Here is a 15,418-nt window from a genome sequence, read left to right as displayed (position 1 = left end):
GATGCGCGGGCGTGCTGAGGACCGAATTCAAGGTATTCGCTAGACTGTGGCGATGCCGCGACCGCGGCCGTTCGGCGCCCTTCGACTTCCCGGGCGCATCCCACAATTGCAGACAGGGCGTTTCACTCGTGAAGTTCTCCGACCTTTCCATCGATGCCGACATCGTCTCGGCGCTCGAGGGACACGGCATCACCGAGCCGTTCCCCATTCAGGAGCAGACGATTCCTCTCGCGCTCAGCGGGCAGGACATCATCGGCCAGGCCAAGACGGGCACTGGCAAGACCTTCGGCTTCGGCCTCCCGCTCATCCAGCGACTCGGCCTCGACCCGGCTCACGGCGTCCAGGCGCTTGTCGTCGTGCCAACGCGCGAACTCGCCGTCCAGGTCTACGAAGACCTGCAGATCGCCGTCACCGGGCGCAGCACCACCGTCGTCCCGATCTACGGCGGCAAGGCCTACGAGGGCCAGATCGAGCAGCTCAAGGCCGGCGCTCAGATCGTCGTCGGCACGCCTGGCCGCCTCCTCGACCTCGCGCAGCAGCGCATGCTCAACCTCTCCAACGTGCGTGAGATGGTGCTCGACGAGGCCGACAAGATGCTCGACCTCGGCTTCCTCTCCGACATCGAGCGCCTCTTCGCGCAGACGCCGGCGACCCGCCACACCATGCTCTTCTCGGCGACGATGCCCGGCCCGATCGTCGCGCTGGCCCGTCGCTTCATGACGAAGCCGATCCACATCCGCGCGACTGACCCGGATGAGGGCATCACGCAGGCGAACATCGAGCACGTCATCTACCGCGCTCACCCGCTCGACAAGGACGAGATGATCGCCCGCATCCTGCAGGCCGAGGGTCGCGGCAAGACCGTCATCTTCACGCGCACCAAGCGCGCAGCTGCGAAGCTCATGGAGGAGCTCACCGACCGTGGGTTCAAGGCGGCAGCTGTGCACGGCGACCTCAACCAGGAGCAGCGCGAGCGTGCCATGGCCGCGTTCAAGGCCGGCAAGAAGGACGTGCTCATCGCGACCGACGTCGCAGCCCGTGGCATCGATGTCGACGATGTCTCGCACGTCATCAACCACACCATCCCGGAAGACGAGAAGGCCTACCTCCACCGAGTCGGTCGCACGGGGCGCGCCGGCAACACGGGCATCGCCGTGACCTTCATCGACTGGGACGACCTGCACAAGTGGGCGCTCATCTCGAAGGCACTCGAGCTCGGTGCAGAAGAGCCCGTCGAGACGTACTCGTCCTCGCCGCACTTCTACGCCGACATGCGCATCCCCGAGGGCACGAAGGGACGCATCGCTGCGCCGAAGCGCGAGGTGCAGTCGCCCGGCAGCCGTCACACCGGAGAACGCAGCGGAGAACGCGGCGACCGTGGCTCCAGCTCACGAGGCTCCGCCGATCGTCCGGCGCGCTCGCGCTCGCGTCGCCGCAGCGACGACGCAGCTGCGGCTCCGGCCGAGACCGCGCCGCGCACGGAGTCGACGGCCGCCGGCGAGCAGCCTGCTGGCGAGGCCGGGGCAGAGCGTCCGGCTCGGCGCCGTCGCCGCCGTCGTGGCGGGTCCGGCAGCGAGTCCGGCGCCCCGCGCCAGGAGTCCCAGGCCAGCGAGTAGCGTTCGAGGCACGAACCGCGCAACGGCGCCGAGCATCCGCTCGGCGCCGTTTGCCGTCTCGCACGGAGGGTCGTCGTGGCCGGCCGGCGGAAGGCGAGTCGGCGGCTACAGCCGCAGCCCCGCGCCGCGCACGGGTTCACTCCCCGTGGCCTGCTCGATGATGCGCCGCAGCTGCCCGAGCTCGGTCGTGTTCTCTCCGAGCCGGTTGGGCTTTCCGGTCCCGTGGTAGTCGCTGGAGCCGGTGACGATCAGATCGTGCCGAGCGGCGACCTCGAGGAGGATAGCTCTGCTCGCTGCGTCGTTCTCGCGGTGCCCGACCTCGAGGCCGCCGAGGCCCGCCTCGATCAGGCCCTCGAGGGTCTCCGTGTCCATGCCGCGACTCCCCCTCGATCCCGGGTGCGCGAGGACGGGGACGCCGCCCGCTCGGCGAATGAGCTTGACCGCGTCGAAGGGGCTCGGGGCGTAGTGCGCCACGTAGTAGCCGCCGCGCCAGTGGAGGATCGTCTCGAAGGCGGCGACTCGGCTCTCGACGAGGCCCTTCGCGACCAGCGCGTCGGCGATGTGCGGCCGACCCACCGTCGCGCCAGGCTCCGTGACGGCGAGGACGTCGTCCCAGCTGAGGTCGTGGTCACCGCCGATCATCTGCACCATGCGCTCGGCTCGCGAGACACGCGACTCGCGGACCTGCTGCATCTCGGCGAGCATGACCTCGTCTGCGGGATCGATGAGGTAGCCGAGCACGTGCACGCTGGCGTGGTTGAGCTGCGAGGAGAACTCGATGCCCGGGATGAAGGTGATGCCCACGTCAAGCGCGGCGGCTCGGGCCAGCGCCCAGCCTGCCGTCGTGTCGTGGTCGGTGAGCGCGACTGCCTCGAGGCCGGCTCTCGCCGCCTGCCGGATGACCTCCCCTGGCGCCTCGGTCCCGTCGGAGACCACCGAGTGGGTGTGGAGGTCGATGCCTGGCTTGTCGAAGGTGGTCATGCTCCGATCAAAGCACAGGGCTCGGATGGGCAATCGCCATGCGCCTCCCAGCCTCCCCTGTCGACGCGGACTACGCTGGGGCGGTCATGCCGAGTACCTCACCACCACGCAGAAGATCCTCGATCGCCGGTTACCGGGCGGCGGGGCTCGTCCTCGGGCTCATCGCGCTCGCGGCGGCGGTCGTGCTCGGCTGGCCCCAGCTCCTGGACCTGCAGCGGTCGCCGCTCGTGGCCCAGGCGATCTCGTTCAGGCTTCCCGTGGCGATCGGCGCGACGGCGATCATGCTGCTGCTCCTCATCCCGGTCCTGGCTTCCCGCAAGGCACGTGCGGTGCTCGGGATGACGACCCTCGTCATCGCGATCTTCGTCGCGTCGACGGCGGCGGTGCTCGTCGACCGAGGTCTCGGCTCCCCCGTCGCGGGGAGCGATTCGCCGGAGAGCATCAACATCCTCAGCTGGAACACCCGCGGCGATGCGCCCGGATCTCCTTCGATCGCCGAGCTGGCCGTCGAGGTCGGCGCCGATGTCGTGGTGCTGCCCGAGACGACGGAGGAGCTCGGCGTGGAGATCGCGGCCCAGATGTCCGAGGCGGGTTCCCCGATGTGGGTGCACACGCACACGGTCGACGAGGACTACAAGGCGACCTCCACGACGCTGCTCATCTCCCCTGACCTCGGCGACTACGAGGTCGTGACCGATCGGGGCGACACGAGCACGCTGCCGACCGTCATCGCGGTGCCCGTGGATGGCGACGGGCCGACGATCATCGCGGCGCATCCGGTCTCCCCGACTCCCGGCAACATGAACGCGTGGAACGCCGACCTCGAGTGGCTCGCCCAGCAGTGCTCGAGCAACACGATCATGGCGGGCGACTTCAACTCGACCCTCGATCACCTCTCCGGCCTCGGGGTCGACGATTCGAGCCAGCTCGGTGCCTGCGCTGACGCAGCGCTCGCGACCGGCAATGGGTCCGTCGGCACGTGGACGGCAGGTGTGCCGCCGCTGCTGGGCGCGAACATCGACCGCGTCATGGCGACGAGCGAGTGGAGCGTCACGGGCTTCGAGGTCCTGCTCTCCCGTGACACGGCGGGCAGCGACCACCGTCCCGTCTTCGCGCAGCTGACACCGTCCTCCTCGGGCTGAGCCTGTCCGCTCTCGTGGTTCGGTCCCGCTGACCGCGCCACCCAGTTTTCCGCGCGAGAATGTGGGGGTGACTACTTCCGACCGCGCCAGCACACTGTCCGCCACAGCCTCCCCCGCCGTCGCCCCAGCGACCGATGAGGCTGCCGAGACCGCAGGAGGCGTCGAGCCCGGCGAAGCGCCAGCGAGCGAGAACGAGAACCGCAGCACGACTCCGAAGAGCGACGCCTTCCGCGCGCAGATCATGCGCGGCTGGGCAGACCGAGACGAGCCCCTTCCGAAGGCTCGGGTCTCCGTCCCGACTGCCGCCGGCCACCGCGAGGCGATCTCGGCCCGGCACCGCGGGGCGCGACTCGTCGTGCCTGCGGGAAGCCTCAAGCAGCGCTCCAATGACACCGACTACCGCTTCCGCGCTCACTCGGCCTTCTCGCAGCTGACCGGATGGGGTTCCGACGCGGAGCCCGGGGCCGTCCTGGTCCTCGATCCGGTCGACGACGGCCACGAGGCCACGGTGTACTTCCGGGAGCGTGCCGGCCGCGACAGCGATGAGTTCTACGCGAACTCCGAGATCGGCGAGTTCTGGATCGGGCCGCGCCCGTCGCTCGCGCAGACCGCAGCCCACCTCGACGTCGCCGCCCGCGATCTCAGCGAGTTCTCCGAGCTCGGCCTCGTGACGGACGCCCGCACCCTGGTGCTCCGAGAGGCGGACCCGGACCTGACGGGGCGCGTCGACGAGGCTCGGCGCACCATGTCGCTGCCTGACGCCGAGTTCGACGCCCTGCTCGCAGAGGACGCCCTCCTCGCTCAGGACCTCAGCGAGCTGCGGCTCGTGAAGGACTCCTACGAGGTCGCTCAGATGCGCGAGGCCGTCGCCGCGACCGCGGCCGGGTTCGACGACATCGTCGGCTCCCTGGCGAGGGCAGCTCAGCACCCACGTGGCGAGCGCATCGTCGAAGGCGTCTTCCAGGCGAGAGCCCGCCTCGAGGGCAACGACGTGGGCTACGACACGATCGCCGCCTCGGGCAGCCACGCGTGCATCCTGCACTGGACGAAGAACTCAGGAGCCGTGAACGCGGGCGAGCTGATCCTGGTGGATGCAGGTGTCGAGGTCGACTCGCTCTTCACCGCGGACATCACCCGCACGATCCCCGTCGCGGGTCGCTTCTCCGAAGAGCAGCGCCTGGTCTACGAGATCGTGCTCGAGGCCGCTGACGCGGCGCTGGCGATCGTCCGCCCCGGCATCACCTTCCGCACCATCCACGACACCGCGATGGAGGTCATCGCGGCGCGCACGCAGGAGCTGGGGATGCCGCTGGGCGTCGAGGGCAGCGACCCCGCAGAGCAGCTCTACCGCCGCTACATGGTGCACGGCACGAGCCACCACCTCGGCATCGACGTGCACGACTGCGCGAAGGCGCGGCGTGAGCTCTACCTGGACGGCGTGCTCGAGGCCGGCATGGTCTTCACGATCGAGCCGGGACTCTACCTGCAGCCAGACGACCTGACCGTGCCAGAGCAGCTCAGGGGCATCGGCGTGCGTATCGAGGACGACATCCTCGTGACCGCCGACGGAGCGGAGAACCTCTCGCGCGGCATCCCGCGCACCGTCGACGAGGTCGAGGCCTGGTTCGCGAGTCGCAACTCCGACTAGCTCAGGTCCGAGCCGCCCGGGTCAGGACTGCGCGCTCGGCCCGGAGCGGTCCTCCGCGGCCTGCTTGGCTCGCCGCTCGCGCTCGAGGCGTCGCATCTCCGCCTGCGCCTCCGAGTAGGTGCGACGGGGTGCCGCCGGCTCCTGCGCCTCGGGAGTCGGCGCCGCCTGACCGGCCGGTGCCGGCTCGGCACCGGGGGTGTGCGCGGCGGCGGAAGCCTGCTGAGGCGCCTCAGGGGCGAGCGGCGCGGGACGTGCAGCGACGGCGGGCTCGCCTCGCGCCTGCTGGGCTGGCGTGACGCCGACGGCCCCCTGCGGCGTTCCGACGAGGCCACGCGCCTTCGCCGCGTGTTCACGGGGAACGACGACGTCGAAGTGGGTCGCGACGACCTGCATGACCGACGTGAACTGCCGGCGCTGCGGGTTGAGCGCGTAGCCGATGACGCTCCAGATCACGGAGAAGCCGATCGCGACCGGGAGGATCGCGATGAGCGTCTCGAAGCCGACCCCCGGCGTGATGATGAGCACGAGGAGCCCGACGAAGAGGCCGAGCATCACGCCCGTGCCGACGGCGCCGAGCGCCGCCTTGCCGAACGACATGCGGCCCGTGACGCGCTCGACGGTGCGCAGGTGGCTGCCCAGGATGGAGACGGTCGAGACCGGGAAGTCCTGCTTCGCGAGGCCGTCCACGACGGCGCGAGCAGCCTCGTAGCTGTCGAGGCTGGCGATCACGTCTCCCTCGGGAACCTTGGGGAACCGGCTGCGGGCGCCACGTGTCGTCGTGCCTGGGGTTGTCATGCCCCCATTCTCTCAGCACGTGCCTTGGAATGGCGGCGGACCGGTCACATGTTCGCTGTTGGCTGGCGAGCCGCCCGCGGCGACTACCATTGGCCCGTGAGCGTCTCCAAGGTCTTTACAGCGCGTCTTTCCGCGTGCCCCGTCTTCGACGAAGACGGCGACCGGATCGGCAAGGTCCGCGATGTCATCGTCGAGTACCGCGCGGCACACTCCCCGCGCGTCAACGGGCTCGTCGTCGAGACGAAGAGCAAGCGCCTGATCTTCATCCCCATCCGCCAGGTGGAGTCGATCGGGTCAGGTCAGATCGTCGTGAGCGGCGAGATCGACTCTCGGCCCTTCGTGCAGCACGGGCAGGAGGTGCGTGTCCTCGCGGACCTCGCCGACCGCGCCGTCACGTTCAACGACGGCACGGCATCCGGGACCATCGAGGACGTGCAGATCGAGGAGGACGCGCAGGGGAACTGGAGCGTCGGCCAGCTCTTCGTGCGCCTGCCCCGCAAGAGCAAGCAGCTGTTCGGGACGGGGCCAACCCGTTTCGCGCCATGGGGAGAAGTCACTCCTGAGCTCACGATCGGCGAGCAGCAGGCGGCGACGCAGTTCCTGACCGCGCACTCGGACATGAAGCCGAGCGACTTCGCCACCGCGCTCCTCGACCTGCCGGATGCACGCCTCAAGGAGGTCGTCAGCATGCTGCCGGACGAGCGGCTGGCGGACGTGCTCGAGGAGATGCGCGAGTCCGACCAGGTCACGATCATCGAGTGGCTCGACGAGGAGCACGCGGCCGACGTGCTCGACCGCATGCAGCCAGACGACGCCGCCGACCTCGTCGCGAAGCTCGACGCGGTCAAGAGCGAGGCGCTCCTGCAGCGCATGGACCCGGAGGAGGCCGAAGAGGTTCGCATGCTCCTCGAGTTCGCCCCCGACACCGCCGGCGGCCTGATGACGACGGACCCGGTGATCCTGCCCGGCGACGCGACGGTCGCCGAGGCGCTGGTGCTCATCCGCCGCAAGGACCTCCCCGCGGCGCTCGCGACGAGCGTCTTCGTGACCCTCTCCCCCTACGAGCCGCCAACGGGCCGTTACCTGGGCCTCGTCCACTTCCAACGGCTCCTCAGATATCCCCCGCACGAGCGACTCGACACGATCCTGGACCGCGAGATGGAGCCTGCTCCCACGACGATGCGCGACGCCGAGGTGGCGCGTGTCCTCGCGAGCTACGACCTCGTCGCGCTTCCCGTCATCGACGACGCGCACCGCCTCGTCGGCGTCGTGACCATCGACGACGTCCTCGACCACCTCCTGCCGGAGGACTGGCGTCAGGTCGACGCCGAGGGCGAGGTCGTCCCCAGTCGCGTCTCGCAGCGCGTCGGCACCAAGCGCGTCGTCACCGCCCCAGCCAACTCTCCAGCAGCCCGGAGGACTCATGGCACGTCGTGAAGACGATCTCGAGCGCCCCAAGGTGAAGGGCCTGCATCTCCGACGCCCTCGGCCGAAGCCGCGGCGAGACTCCCGCGACCCGCGCGATTCGCGCGGGGATGACTCGGAGAACCGCGACCACGACCGGAGCGACGCATTCGGCCGGGGAATGGAGGCGTTCGCGCGTGCCATGGGCACGCCGGCCTTCCTCGTGGGCCTCTCGCTCTTCGTCGTGTTCTGGGTGGTGTGGAACTCGATGGCCCCCATCGAGCTGCGCTTCGACTCCGCTGACCTCGGCTTCATCGCCTTGACCCTCATGCTGTCGCTGCAGGCCTCCTACGCTGCCCCCATGCTGCTGCTCGCGCAGAACCGACAGGACGACCGCGACCGGGTGCAGATCGCCCAGGACCGGCAGCGAGCGGAGCGCAACTCCGCCGACCTCGAGTACCTGGCGCGCGAGATCGTGGCCCTCCGAGTGCTCACGAAGGACCTGGCGTCGAAGGACTTCATCCGTGCCGAGCTGCGTGCCCTGCTGGAGGACATCGAGGACCTCGACGACCCAGACGAAGAAGGCTCCGAGACCATCTCGCGCGAGCAGCAGCGGGTGAGCGACTCGGCGAGGCGCCGCGCAGAGGCGATCCGAGACAGGAAGCGCGCAGCCAAGTCGGCAGAAGAGTCGGTGTGAGCGACGTGACGACGGCCGACGGCATCTGGAGCGCGCTCGCTGGCGTCAACGACCCCGAGCTTCGCCGACCGGTCACCGAGCTCGGGATGATCGAGCGCGTCGACGAGCGCCCAGACGGGTCCTTCGAGGTCGAGCTGCGGCTCACGATCGTCGGGTGCCCGGCGGCGCGTCAGATCGAGCGGGAGGTGCGCTCCGCGATCGAGTCGGTCGTCGACGACACCGGATACGATCTCGAGATCGGCGTCATGACGCGCGAGCAGCGGACGGCCCTCACGGAACGGCTGCGGGGCTCCCGCGCTGGCCGCGTGCATCCCTTCGGTCGCGACTCGCTGACGCGCGTCATCGCCGTCACGAGCGGCAAGGGGGGCGTCGGCAAGTCCACGGTCACCGCGAACCTCGCCGCCGCCTTCGCACGGCGCGGACTCAACGTCGGCCTCATCGACGCCGACGTCCACGGCTACTCCATCCCCGGCCTCTTCGGGCTGGGGCACGACGTGGCGCCGACGCGCATCGGGGACATGATCGTGCCCCCTGAGTCGCACGGCGTGAAGCTCATCTCGATCGGCATGTTCCTCGGCGACGATGCTCAGGTCGTCGCGTGGCGCGGCCCGATGCTGCATCGAACGATCGAGCAGTTCCTCACCGACGTCTACTTCGGGGACCTCGACGTGCTGCTGCTCGACCTGCCCCCTGGCACCGGCGATATCGCGATCTCGCTCGGCCAGCTTCTCCCGAGCGCCGAGGTCGTCGTCGTCACGACTCCGCAGGCGGCTGCCGCCGACGTCGCCTGGCGCTCCGGGGCGCTGGCCAGGAAGACCGGACAGCGGGTCGTCGGCGTCATCGAGACGATGTCGCCGTTCGCCTCGCCGGACGGGGGCCGCGTCGCGCTCTTCGGCGAGGGCGGAGGGCTGGCCGTCGCAGAGCGCCTCAGCGCGGAGGGCGACGCGGTCGCCTTGCTCGCCGAGGTGCCGGTGAGCCAGACGCTCCGCGAGTCTGGCGACGCCGGCACTCCCCTGCTGCGGGCCGAGCCGACGGAACCTGCGGGCGAGGCGCTCCAGCGCGCGGCGGACGCCCTGCTCGCTCAGCCTCGTGGACTCAGCGGTCGAAGGCTCCCAGTCTCGCTCGTCTAGGCTCCAGAGCTCGTCCGTCTCCTGGTCGAGTGGCCGGTGCCTCGGCGTCTCGGATGGGACTCAGATCAGGTGGCTTCGGCGTCGAACGGCACGGGACCGACGATCGATGCGGACGGCTGTGCGCTCGAAGCCCAGCTCGGTCGCGAGGCGCTCCCGGGCGCGGCGGCGGCCGCGGCTGCTCCGGCTGCGAGAGTCGCGGCGCTCGCAGCGGCAGACGCAGAAGCGCCATTCACGGGGGCAGGCTGGGGCGCAGCGGGCTCATCCTCGGCGAGAAGCGCGTCGCGGATGATGCGGCGAGGGTCGTACTGGCGAGGATCGAGCTTGCGCCAGTCGACATCGGCGAAATCGTCGCCCATCTCCTCTTTCATGCGCGACTTCGCGTTCGTGGACGCGCCACGAAGCCACTTGACCGCATCAGCGAGACGCTCGGCAGCTTTCGGGAGCTTGTCGGGACCGATGATGAAGGCCGCGATAATGCCGATCAACAGCAACTTCTCAAACGTCAGCCCAAACACCGTCCCATCATAGGGTCTGCGATGCGCCGACACCTCACCCCGGGAGACCAGAACCCGGATGCGGGAATCGGACTCCGGGACCTCGCCCGCCGCTAGTCTTGAAGAATGTCTGAACTGGAGCTCAGCTCGCGCTACATCAACGAGCGAATCGTGGACGATGCCCTCGTCCGGGATGCTCGTCAGCTGACGCTCGAGCTGGGACTGCCGCTCCCCTCTGCCGCAACCGCGGCTCACCTGACGTTCCTCGCGGCCGCGACGGGAGCCGCCACGATCATCGAGATCGGGACCGGGGCGGGGGTGCTCACGCACGCGGTCTGGCGCGGGGCGCCGAGCTCGACGATCACCTGCATCGACGCCGAGCCCGAGTACCTCGGGCACGCGCGGCGTCTGCTGATCTCGGCGGGGGCGCGGGGCGCGAGCCTCCGCTTCATCACGGGTCACCCACAGGACGTGCTGCCTCGGATGACCGAGGGCGGCTACGACCTGGTCGTCATCGGAGGCGACATCGCGCACATCGGCGCGCATCTGCAACATGGGCTGCGCCTCATCCGCCCCGGCGGCACGATCGTCGCCCTCGGCGCGCTCAACGGCGGGAAGGTCGCTTCACCGGCCCGACGCGACGCGCTGACGAGTGGCCTGCGCGCTCTCTACTCCGAGTTCGATCTCCAGGAGGATCTGCGCCTGGCTCTGCTGCCGCTCGACGGTGGCATCCTCCAGCTCACGAAGCTGCGCTGAGCGCGGCACGCTGCACGCCAAGGCGCTGGATGCAGACACGAGAAACGAAGAAGAAGGGCGCCGACCATGGTGGTCGACGCCCTTCTCTCCGTGCGAATCGGCTATTCGCCGACGACTGCGCTCAGCGCGTCGCGAAGCTCGCGGGCCTCGTCGTCGTTGACGGACACCACGAGGCGCCCGCCACCCTCTAGGGGTACACGAACGATGATCAGCCGTGTTTCGCGGATGGCTTCCATAGGTCCGTCACCAGTACGCGGTTTCATCGCGGCCATAATTGCGCCTCCAAGATTTGTGCAGTGTCTCCCTAGTATCCCAAATTCGCGGACCGAGTGTGCATTCGGCCCTCCGGAATGCGCAAAGTCGTGGATCAAATTCGGTCCGACTTGCGAGGAAACGGCGAGGGGAACGGCCAGAACCGAGGTGTAGCGTCGAATTTCGTTGGCGTCGATGGCGCCTTCTGTCCTGGCCAGATGATCGAAAGGACCTCACGTGGCTGAATACACGCTTCCCGACCTCCCCTACGACTACGCGGCACTCGAGCCCCACATCTCGGCACGCATCATGGAGCTGCATCACGACAAGCACCACGCGACCTACGTGAAGGGCGCCAACACGGCACTCGAGCAGATCGCCGAGGCGCGCGACAGCGGCAACCTCGCGAACATCAACAAGCTCGAGAAGGACCTCGCCTTCAACCTGGGCGGACACGTCAACCACAGCGTCTTCTGGACCAACCTCTCGCCGGAAGGAGGGGAGCCCGCTGGTGGCATCAAGGATGCGATCGACGAGCAGTTCGGCGGTCTCGAGAAGTTCCAGGCGCAGTTCACCGCCGTGGCGCTCGGCGTGCAGGGCTCCGGCTGGGCCGTGCTCGGCTACGACCAGACGGGTGGCAACCTCACCACGTTCCAGCTCTTCGACCAGCAGGGCAACATCCCGTTCGGGGTCACCCCGCTGCTGCAGCTCGATGTGTGGGAGCACGCCTACTACCTCGACTACCAGAACGTTCGGGCCGACTACATCAAGGCCTTCTGGAACATCGTGAACTGGGAGAACGTGGGCCAGCGCCTCGACGCGGCACGCGGCTGACGCGACCCCAGCGCTCAGCACAGACGGCGATCGCCGCATCCGATGACGGATGCGGCGATCGCTGCGTGTGGGGGCCGGACCGGCTACGCGGGGGTCCAGTCGCCCTCCACGGTGTACCAGCAGACGTAGAGCCACAGGAGCTGCCCGACGAGCATGAGCACGACGACACTCACCCGGTAGAGCGGTGATTTGGGGATCGCGACGGCGCCGAGGATCGGGAACATCGGCATGAGCAGCCGGAACGTGCTCGACTGGGGGAAGAACACGGCGAAGAGGTATGTGAAGTAGCTGAAGAGCCAGATGCGGATCTCGATGCCGAGCCTGCGCATGATCGGAAGCGCGATGGCGCCGACCACGACGATGACGAAGAGCACCACGATGATCGCCCCGATCGGCTGGCCGAACCAGAACGTCGAGCCGTGGAACCACCCCGTGAACGGCTCCAGCTCGATGGGCCCCGTGTAGTGGATGCGCCAGGCGAGCTCCGTGTCGATGTACGCGGATGGGACTCCGGTCACGGCCCAGGCGATGAGCAGCCAGCCGAAGCCCGCGACCGCGGAGAGCAGCCCGGCGGCCATGACCTTGATGACCTCAGGGCGTGGGAACGCCTCGCGACCCTTGGCGTGCATCCACCAGCGTGCGAGGAAGTAGAGCCCCAGCGTCATGGCCCATGCGAGCCCAGTCGGGCGTGTGAACGAGGCGAGCACGATGACGGGAAGCATGACCAGCCACTGGCGCTTGATGAGCAGGTACAGCAGCAGCGCGACGAAGAAGCTCTGCGCGCTCTCCGCATAGCCGAGCTGGAGCAGGGGGCTCGTCGGAGCGATGCAGAAGAGCAGCGTCGCGAACGCGGTGGTGCTCTTGTCGACCACGAGCGCGAGGGTGCGGTTGAAGACCCAGGCCGCCGCGAACCCGAACGCCGTCGCGACGAGCACGGACGCCACTTCCCACGGCAGCGTCGTCGCCACCATGAGCCCACGGACCAGGACCGGGTAGAGCGGCATGAAGGCCCACGCGTTCTCGGTGACCTGCCCCTCGTCGTTTCGGGGCAGCTCGCTCGAATAGCCGAACGGCCCACCGGTTCCGATGCGCTCGAACCAGGCCGAGTCCCACAGGTTCGAGAAGGTCCACAGGTCGGGTTTCGCCGGCGACTGCCATGTCTCCTGCTGCTGGGATGCGAAGGCCAGCAGGAAGACGGTCGTCACGACCCGCGTTCCGAAGAAGATGATGGCGACCTGCGCCAGGGCCGGGAGACGGCTCCAGTAGTACGAGAAGTACGTCGGCCTGGTGTCCGCGGCGATCGTGAACTCCTCGCGGCCCGTCCTCGCTAGCGTGAGGTCAGCCATGTCCGCAGCCCCTCCTCGACTCGCGTGATCTCGGAGAGGAGCACACGTTCGTCGTCGGCGTGCGCCTTGAGCGGGTCGCCAGGGCCGTAGTTCACCGCTGGGATGCCGAGCGCCGAGAACCTGGCCACGTCCGTCCACCCGTACTTGGGCTTCGCCTCGGCGCCGACCGCTTCGAGGAATCCGCGCGCCAGAGGGGCGTCGAGTCCCGGCCTGGCTGCGGGAGAGCGGTCGACGAAGTCGAGCTCGAAGTCACCGAACCACGCTCTCAGCTTCGCCTCGGCTTCATCGAGTGTCTTGTCCGGGGCGAAGCGGTAGTTGACGTGCACGACGCACTCGTCGGGGATCACGTTGCCGGCGACCCCGCCAGAGATGCGGACGGCATTGAGTCCTTCCCGGTACTCGAGGCCCTCGACGGGCACTGTCGCCGGCTCGAACGCCGCGAGCCGCTCGAGGATGGGCGCCGCCTTGTGGATGGCGTTCTCCCCCACCCACGCGCGTGCCGAGTGGGCGCGCTTCCCCCTGGTCCGGATGTCGACGCGGATGGTGCCGTTGCAGCCGCCCTCGACCTCGCCCTTGGTGGGTTCGCCCAGGATCGCGAAGTCGGCGGCCAGGAGCTCCGGCCGGGCATCCGCGAGCAACCCCAGCCCGTTCAGATCGGACGCGACCTCCTCGTTGTCGTACCAGATCCAGGTCACGTCGACGGCGGGCTCCACGAGCTCGGCTGCGAGCCTCAGCTGCACGGCGACGCCAGCCTTCATGTCGACCGTGCCACGCCCCCAGAGGTACTCCCCAGACGGCGTATCCGGCACATCTGCCGCGGCCTGCTCGGGAGAGAGGACCTCGAGCCGCGTCGGGAGGTTCTCGTTGATCGGCACGGTGTCGATGTGCCCCGCGATCGCGACCCGCTGAGCGCGCCCGAGCGAGGTGCGCGCCACGATGGTGTTGCCGAGCCGCTGCACCTCGAGATGCGCGAACGGCGCCAGCGCGGCCTCGATGGCGTCGGCGATCGTCGCCTCGTCTCCGGAGACAGAGGGAATGTCACACAGCAGGCGCGTGAGCTCGGTGGAGGGTCGCGTCAGGTCGAGGGCGTCGCCACTCGCGAAGGAAGACATGGGTTCAAGCCTAAGTGCTCGGCAAGAGCACAGCGCGGTGCCCGCGCGGGCCCTTCCCTGGGTAGCCTGGAGCGCATGACCAACGATGCACCCACCTCCCACGACCAGCGGACAGCTTGGGGCGACGGCCTCGCCACGATCACGAACGACGGACAGGTGCTCGATGCCTGGTTCCCGACCCCCGCGCTCGGCCCACTGCCAGAGGGCCGCGACCCGCACATCTCTCCCGCCAGCTTCGCGGCGCTCTCCTACGACGACGAGCGTCGCCAGGTGCAGGTCAGCCCGGTCACCGTGACGGTGCGGCTCGATGAGCCCGTCGAGAGCGTCGTCGACGCCTACCTCCGCCTGCACCTCCTGAGCCACCTCATCGTCGAGCCGAACAGCATCAACCTCGATGGCATCTTCGGCCACCTGCCGACCAACGCCTGGACCAACGTCGGCCCCATGCGACCCGACCTCGCCGCCTCGTCGCGCGCGATCCTCCAGCGCGAGGGCATCCAGGTCTACGCGATCGACAAGTTCCCACGCCTCCTCGACTACGTGATGCCGGCGGACGTGCGCATCGCCGACGGCGGACGGGTCCGTCTCGGCGCGCACCTGGCACCAGGCACGGTTGTCATGCACGAGGGCTTCGTGAATTTCAACGCCGGCACCCTCGGCCGCTCGATGGTGGAAGGGCGCGTCTCGCAGGGCGTGGTCCTCGGAGCAGGCAGCGACATCGGCGGCGGAGCGTCCATCATGGGCACGCTCTCCGGTGGCGGCAAGGAGCGCATCCGCATCGGCGAGCGCGCCCTGCTCGGCGCGAACTCCGGGATCGGCATCTCGCTGGGCGACGACTCGATCGTCGAGGCCGGCCTCTACGTGACCGCCGGAACCAAGGTCTCGCTCATCGGCCAGAGCGACCCCGATGGCCAGATCGGCGAGCCGCAGTCGGTCAAGGCGTCGGCGCTCTCCGGTGTGCCGAACCTGCTGTTCCGACGGAACTCGGTCAATGGCGCGGTCGAGGCCCTGGCGCGGACCGGGGCTGGCATCCAGCTCAACGACGCCCTGCACGCCTGACCCCAACGCCTTCGGGCTGGCCCTGTGGTCAGCAGCCCGGAGACAGAACAACACTCCCCGCTGGCCACCTGTCGTGCGGCTCGAGCGGGGAGTGTCTTGTTCGATCAGCGTAGAACGCGTGCCGTCGCAGCGGAACCCCTCACAGGGGATTC

The 15,418-nt window shown here is 68.9% G+C and carries 15 protein-coding genes; 9 read left to right on the top strand and 6 right to left on the bottom strand.

Annotated elements, in window-relative coordinates; genetic code table 11:
- Positions 1 to 128: 128 nt before the first annotated feature.
- Positions 129 to 1,616, top strand: coding sequence for a DEAD/DEAH box helicase (locus C5E07_RS04270; RefSeq protein WP_104298560.1), 1,488 nt, complete (start codon positions 129 to 131; stop codon positions 1,614 to 1,616).
- A 105-nt stretch (positions 1,617 to 1,721) separates the two neighbouring features.
- On the opposite strand, the gene C5E07_RS04265 is transcribed toward C5E07_RS04270, so the two are convergent.
- On the bottom strand, positions 1,722 to 2,597 hold the full coding sequence (locus C5E07_RS04265; RefSeq protein WP_104298559.1) for a PHP domain-containing protein: 876 nt from the start codon (positions 2,595 to 2,597) through the stop codon (positions 1,722 to 1,724).
- An 86-nt stretch (positions 2,598 to 2,683) separates the two neighbouring features.
- On the opposite strand from C5E07_RS04265, the gene C5E07_RS04260 reads away from it, so the two are divergent.
- Positions 2,684 to 3,739, top strand: a complete 1,056-nt coding sequence (locus tag C5E07_RS04260) for an endonuclease/exonuclease/phosphatase family protein (protein ID WP_104242113.1) — start codon at positions 2,684 to 2,686, stop codon at positions 3,737 to 3,739.
- Positions 3,740 to 3,806: 67 nt separating this feature from the next.
- Entirely contained in the window at positions 3,807 to 5,387 is a 1,581-nt protein-coding gene (locus C5E07_RS04255) for an aminopeptidase P family protein (protein ID WP_374953187.1), read from the top strand.
- A 21-nt stretch (positions 5,388 to 5,408) separates the two neighbouring features.
- Here the strand turns inward: C5E07_RS04255 and C5E07_RS04250 are convergent, their stop codons facing one another.
- Complete coding sequence (locus C5E07_RS04250; RefSeq protein ID WP_146080503.1) at positions 5,409 to 6,182, bottom strand: general stress protein; 774 nt, start codon at positions 6,180 to 6,182, stop codon at positions 5,409 to 5,411.
- 96 nt (positions 6,183 to 6,278) lie between these two features.
- Here C5E07_RS04250 and C5E07_RS04245 point away from each other — a divergent pair, with 96 nt between their 5' ends.
- The 3 genes from C5E07_RS04245 to C5E07_RS04235 are packed head-to-tail and all read left to right on the top strand — an operon-like array spanning position 6,279 to position 9,413.
- Complete coding sequence (locus tag C5E07_RS04245; protein ID WP_104242117.1) at positions 6,279 to 7,619, top strand: magnesium transporter MgtE N-terminal domain-containing protein; 1,341 nt, start codon at positions 6,279 to 6,281, stop codon at positions 7,617 to 7,619.
- Positions 7,606 to 8,283, top strand: a complete 678-nt coding sequence (locus C5E07_RS04240) for a DUF1003 domain-containing protein (protein ID WP_104241594.1) — start codon at positions 7,606 to 7,608, stop codon at positions 8,281 to 8,283. The genes C5E07_RS04245 and C5E07_RS04240 overlap by 14 nt, the downstream gene beginning before the upstream one ends.
- A 5-nt stretch (positions 8,284 to 8,288) precedes the next feature.
- Positions 8,289 to 9,413 (top strand): Mrp/NBP35 family ATP-binding protein, encoded by a 1,125-nt coding sequence (locus C5E07_RS04235; protein WP_104298800.1) that lies wholly within the window; start codon positions 8,289 to 8,291, stop codon positions 9,411 to 9,413.
- Between the two features lie 65 nt (positions 9,414 to 9,478).
- Here the strand turns inward: C5E07_RS04235 and C5E07_RS04230 are convergent, their stop codons facing one another.
- A complete protein-coding gene (locus C5E07_RS04230) occupies positions 9,479 to 9,898 on the bottom strand; it encodes a Sec-independent protein translocase TatB (RefSeq protein ID WP_374953186.1) in 420 nt (139 codons plus the stop codon).
- 135 nt (positions 9,899 to 10,033) lie between these two features.
- Between C5E07_RS04230 and C5E07_RS04225 the strand changes: the two genes are divergently transcribed.
- Positions 10,034 to 10,663 carry an O-methyltransferase gene (locus C5E07_RS04225; RefSeq protein ID WP_104298557.1) on the top strand — a complete coding sequence of 210 codons (630 nt, stop codon included), beginning with the start codon at positions 10,034 to 10,036 and terminating at the stop codon, positions 10,661 to 10,663.
- A 101-nt stretch (positions 10,664 to 10,764) separates the two neighbouring features.
- Here the strand turns inward: C5E07_RS04225 and C5E07_RS04220 are convergent, their stop codons facing one another.
- Entirely contained in the window at positions 10,765 to 10,935 is a 171-nt protein-coding gene (locus C5E07_RS04220; RefSeq protein ID WP_082775374.1) for a DUF3117 domain-containing protein, read from the bottom strand.
- A 217-nt stretch (positions 10,936 to 11,152) separates the two neighbouring features.
- On the opposite strand from C5E07_RS04220, the gene C5E07_RS04215 reads away from it, so the two are divergent.
- Positions 11,153 to 11,749, top strand: coding sequence for a superoxide dismutase (locus C5E07_RS04215; protein WP_104298556.1), 597 nt, complete (start codon positions 11,153 to 11,155; stop codon positions 11,747 to 11,749).
- An 83-nt stretch (positions 11,750 to 11,832) separates the two neighbouring features.
- On the opposite strand, the gene C5E07_RS04210 is transcribed toward C5E07_RS04215, so the two are convergent.
- Together C5E07_RS04210 and dapE are read right to left on the bottom strand one after the other, a co-directional pair.
- Positions 11,833 to 13,095 (bottom strand): hypothetical protein, encoded by a 1,263-nt coding sequence (locus C5E07_RS04210; RefSeq protein WP_104298555.1) that lies wholly within the window; start codon positions 13,093 to 13,095, stop codon positions 11,833 to 11,835.
- The gene (gene dapE / locus C5E07_RS04205; RefSeq protein ID WP_104298554.1) at positions 13,077 to 14,207 is read right to left on the bottom strand and encodes a succinyl-diaminopimelate desuccinylase; all 1,131 of its coding nucleotides are present in this window, start codon (positions 14,205 to 14,207) and stop codon (positions 13,077 to 13,079) included. Before dapE ends, C5E07_RS04210 begins: the two co-directional genes overlap by 19 nt.
- Before the next feature lie 75 nt (positions 14,208 to 14,282).
- Here dapE and dapD point away from each other — a divergent pair, with 75 nt between their 5' ends.
- Entirely contained in the window at positions 14,283 to 15,266 is a 984-nt protein-coding gene (dapD, locus tag C5E07_RS04200; RefSeq protein ID WP_104241600.1) for a 2,3,4,5-tetrahydropyridine-2,6-dicarboxylate N-succinyltransferase, read from the top strand.
- Positions 15,267 to 15,418 lie beyond the last annotated feature (152 nt).

The sequence above is a fragment of the Pseudoclavibacter sp. RFBJ3 genome (genome assembly GCF_002931375.1).
Lineage (GTDB): Bacteria > Actinomycetota > Actinomycetes > Actinomycetales > Microbacteriaceae > Pseudoclavibacter.
Note: the sequence above shows the minus strand (reverse complement) of the source record. Positions and strands in the feature narration are given on the sequence as shown.

Bases quoted from the DNA above. Each gene is read 5' to 3' on its own strand.
- C5E07_RS04240 (WP_104241594.1), top strand. From the start codon at position 7,606: ATGGCACGTCGTGAAGACGATCTCGAGCGCCCCAAGGTGAAGGGCCTG.
- C5E07_RS04220 (WP_082775374.1), bottom strand. From the start codon at position 10,935: ATGGCCGCGATGAAACCGCGTACTGGTGACGGACCTATGGAAGCCATC.
- C5E07_RS04225 (WP_104298557.1), top strand. From the start codon at position 10,034: ATGTCTGAACTGGAGCTCAGCTCGCGCTACATCAACGAGCGAATCGTG.
- C5E07_RS04260 (WP_104242113.1), top strand. From the start codon at position 2,684: ATGCCGAGTACCTCACCACCACGCAGAAGATCCTCGATCGCCGGTTAC.
- dapD (WP_104241600.1), top strand. From the start codon at position 14,283: ATGACCAACGATGCACCCACCTCCCACGACCAGCGGACAGCTTGGGGC.
- C5E07_RS04250 (WP_146080503.1), bottom strand. From the start codon at position 6,182: ATGACAACCCCAGGCACGACGACACGTGGCGCCCGCAGCCGGTTCCCC.
- C5E07_RS04265 (WP_104298559.1), bottom strand. From the start codon at position 2,597: ATGACCACCTTCGACAAGCCAGGCATCGACCTCCACACCCACTCGGTG.
- dapE (WP_104298554.1), bottom strand. From the start codon at position 14,207: ATGTCTTCCTTCGCGAGTGGCGACGCCCTCGACCTGACGCGACCCTCC.
- C5E07_RS04210 (WP_104298555.1), bottom strand. From the start codon at position 13,095: ATGGCTGACCTCACGCTAGCGAGGACGGGCCGCGAGGAGTTCACGATC.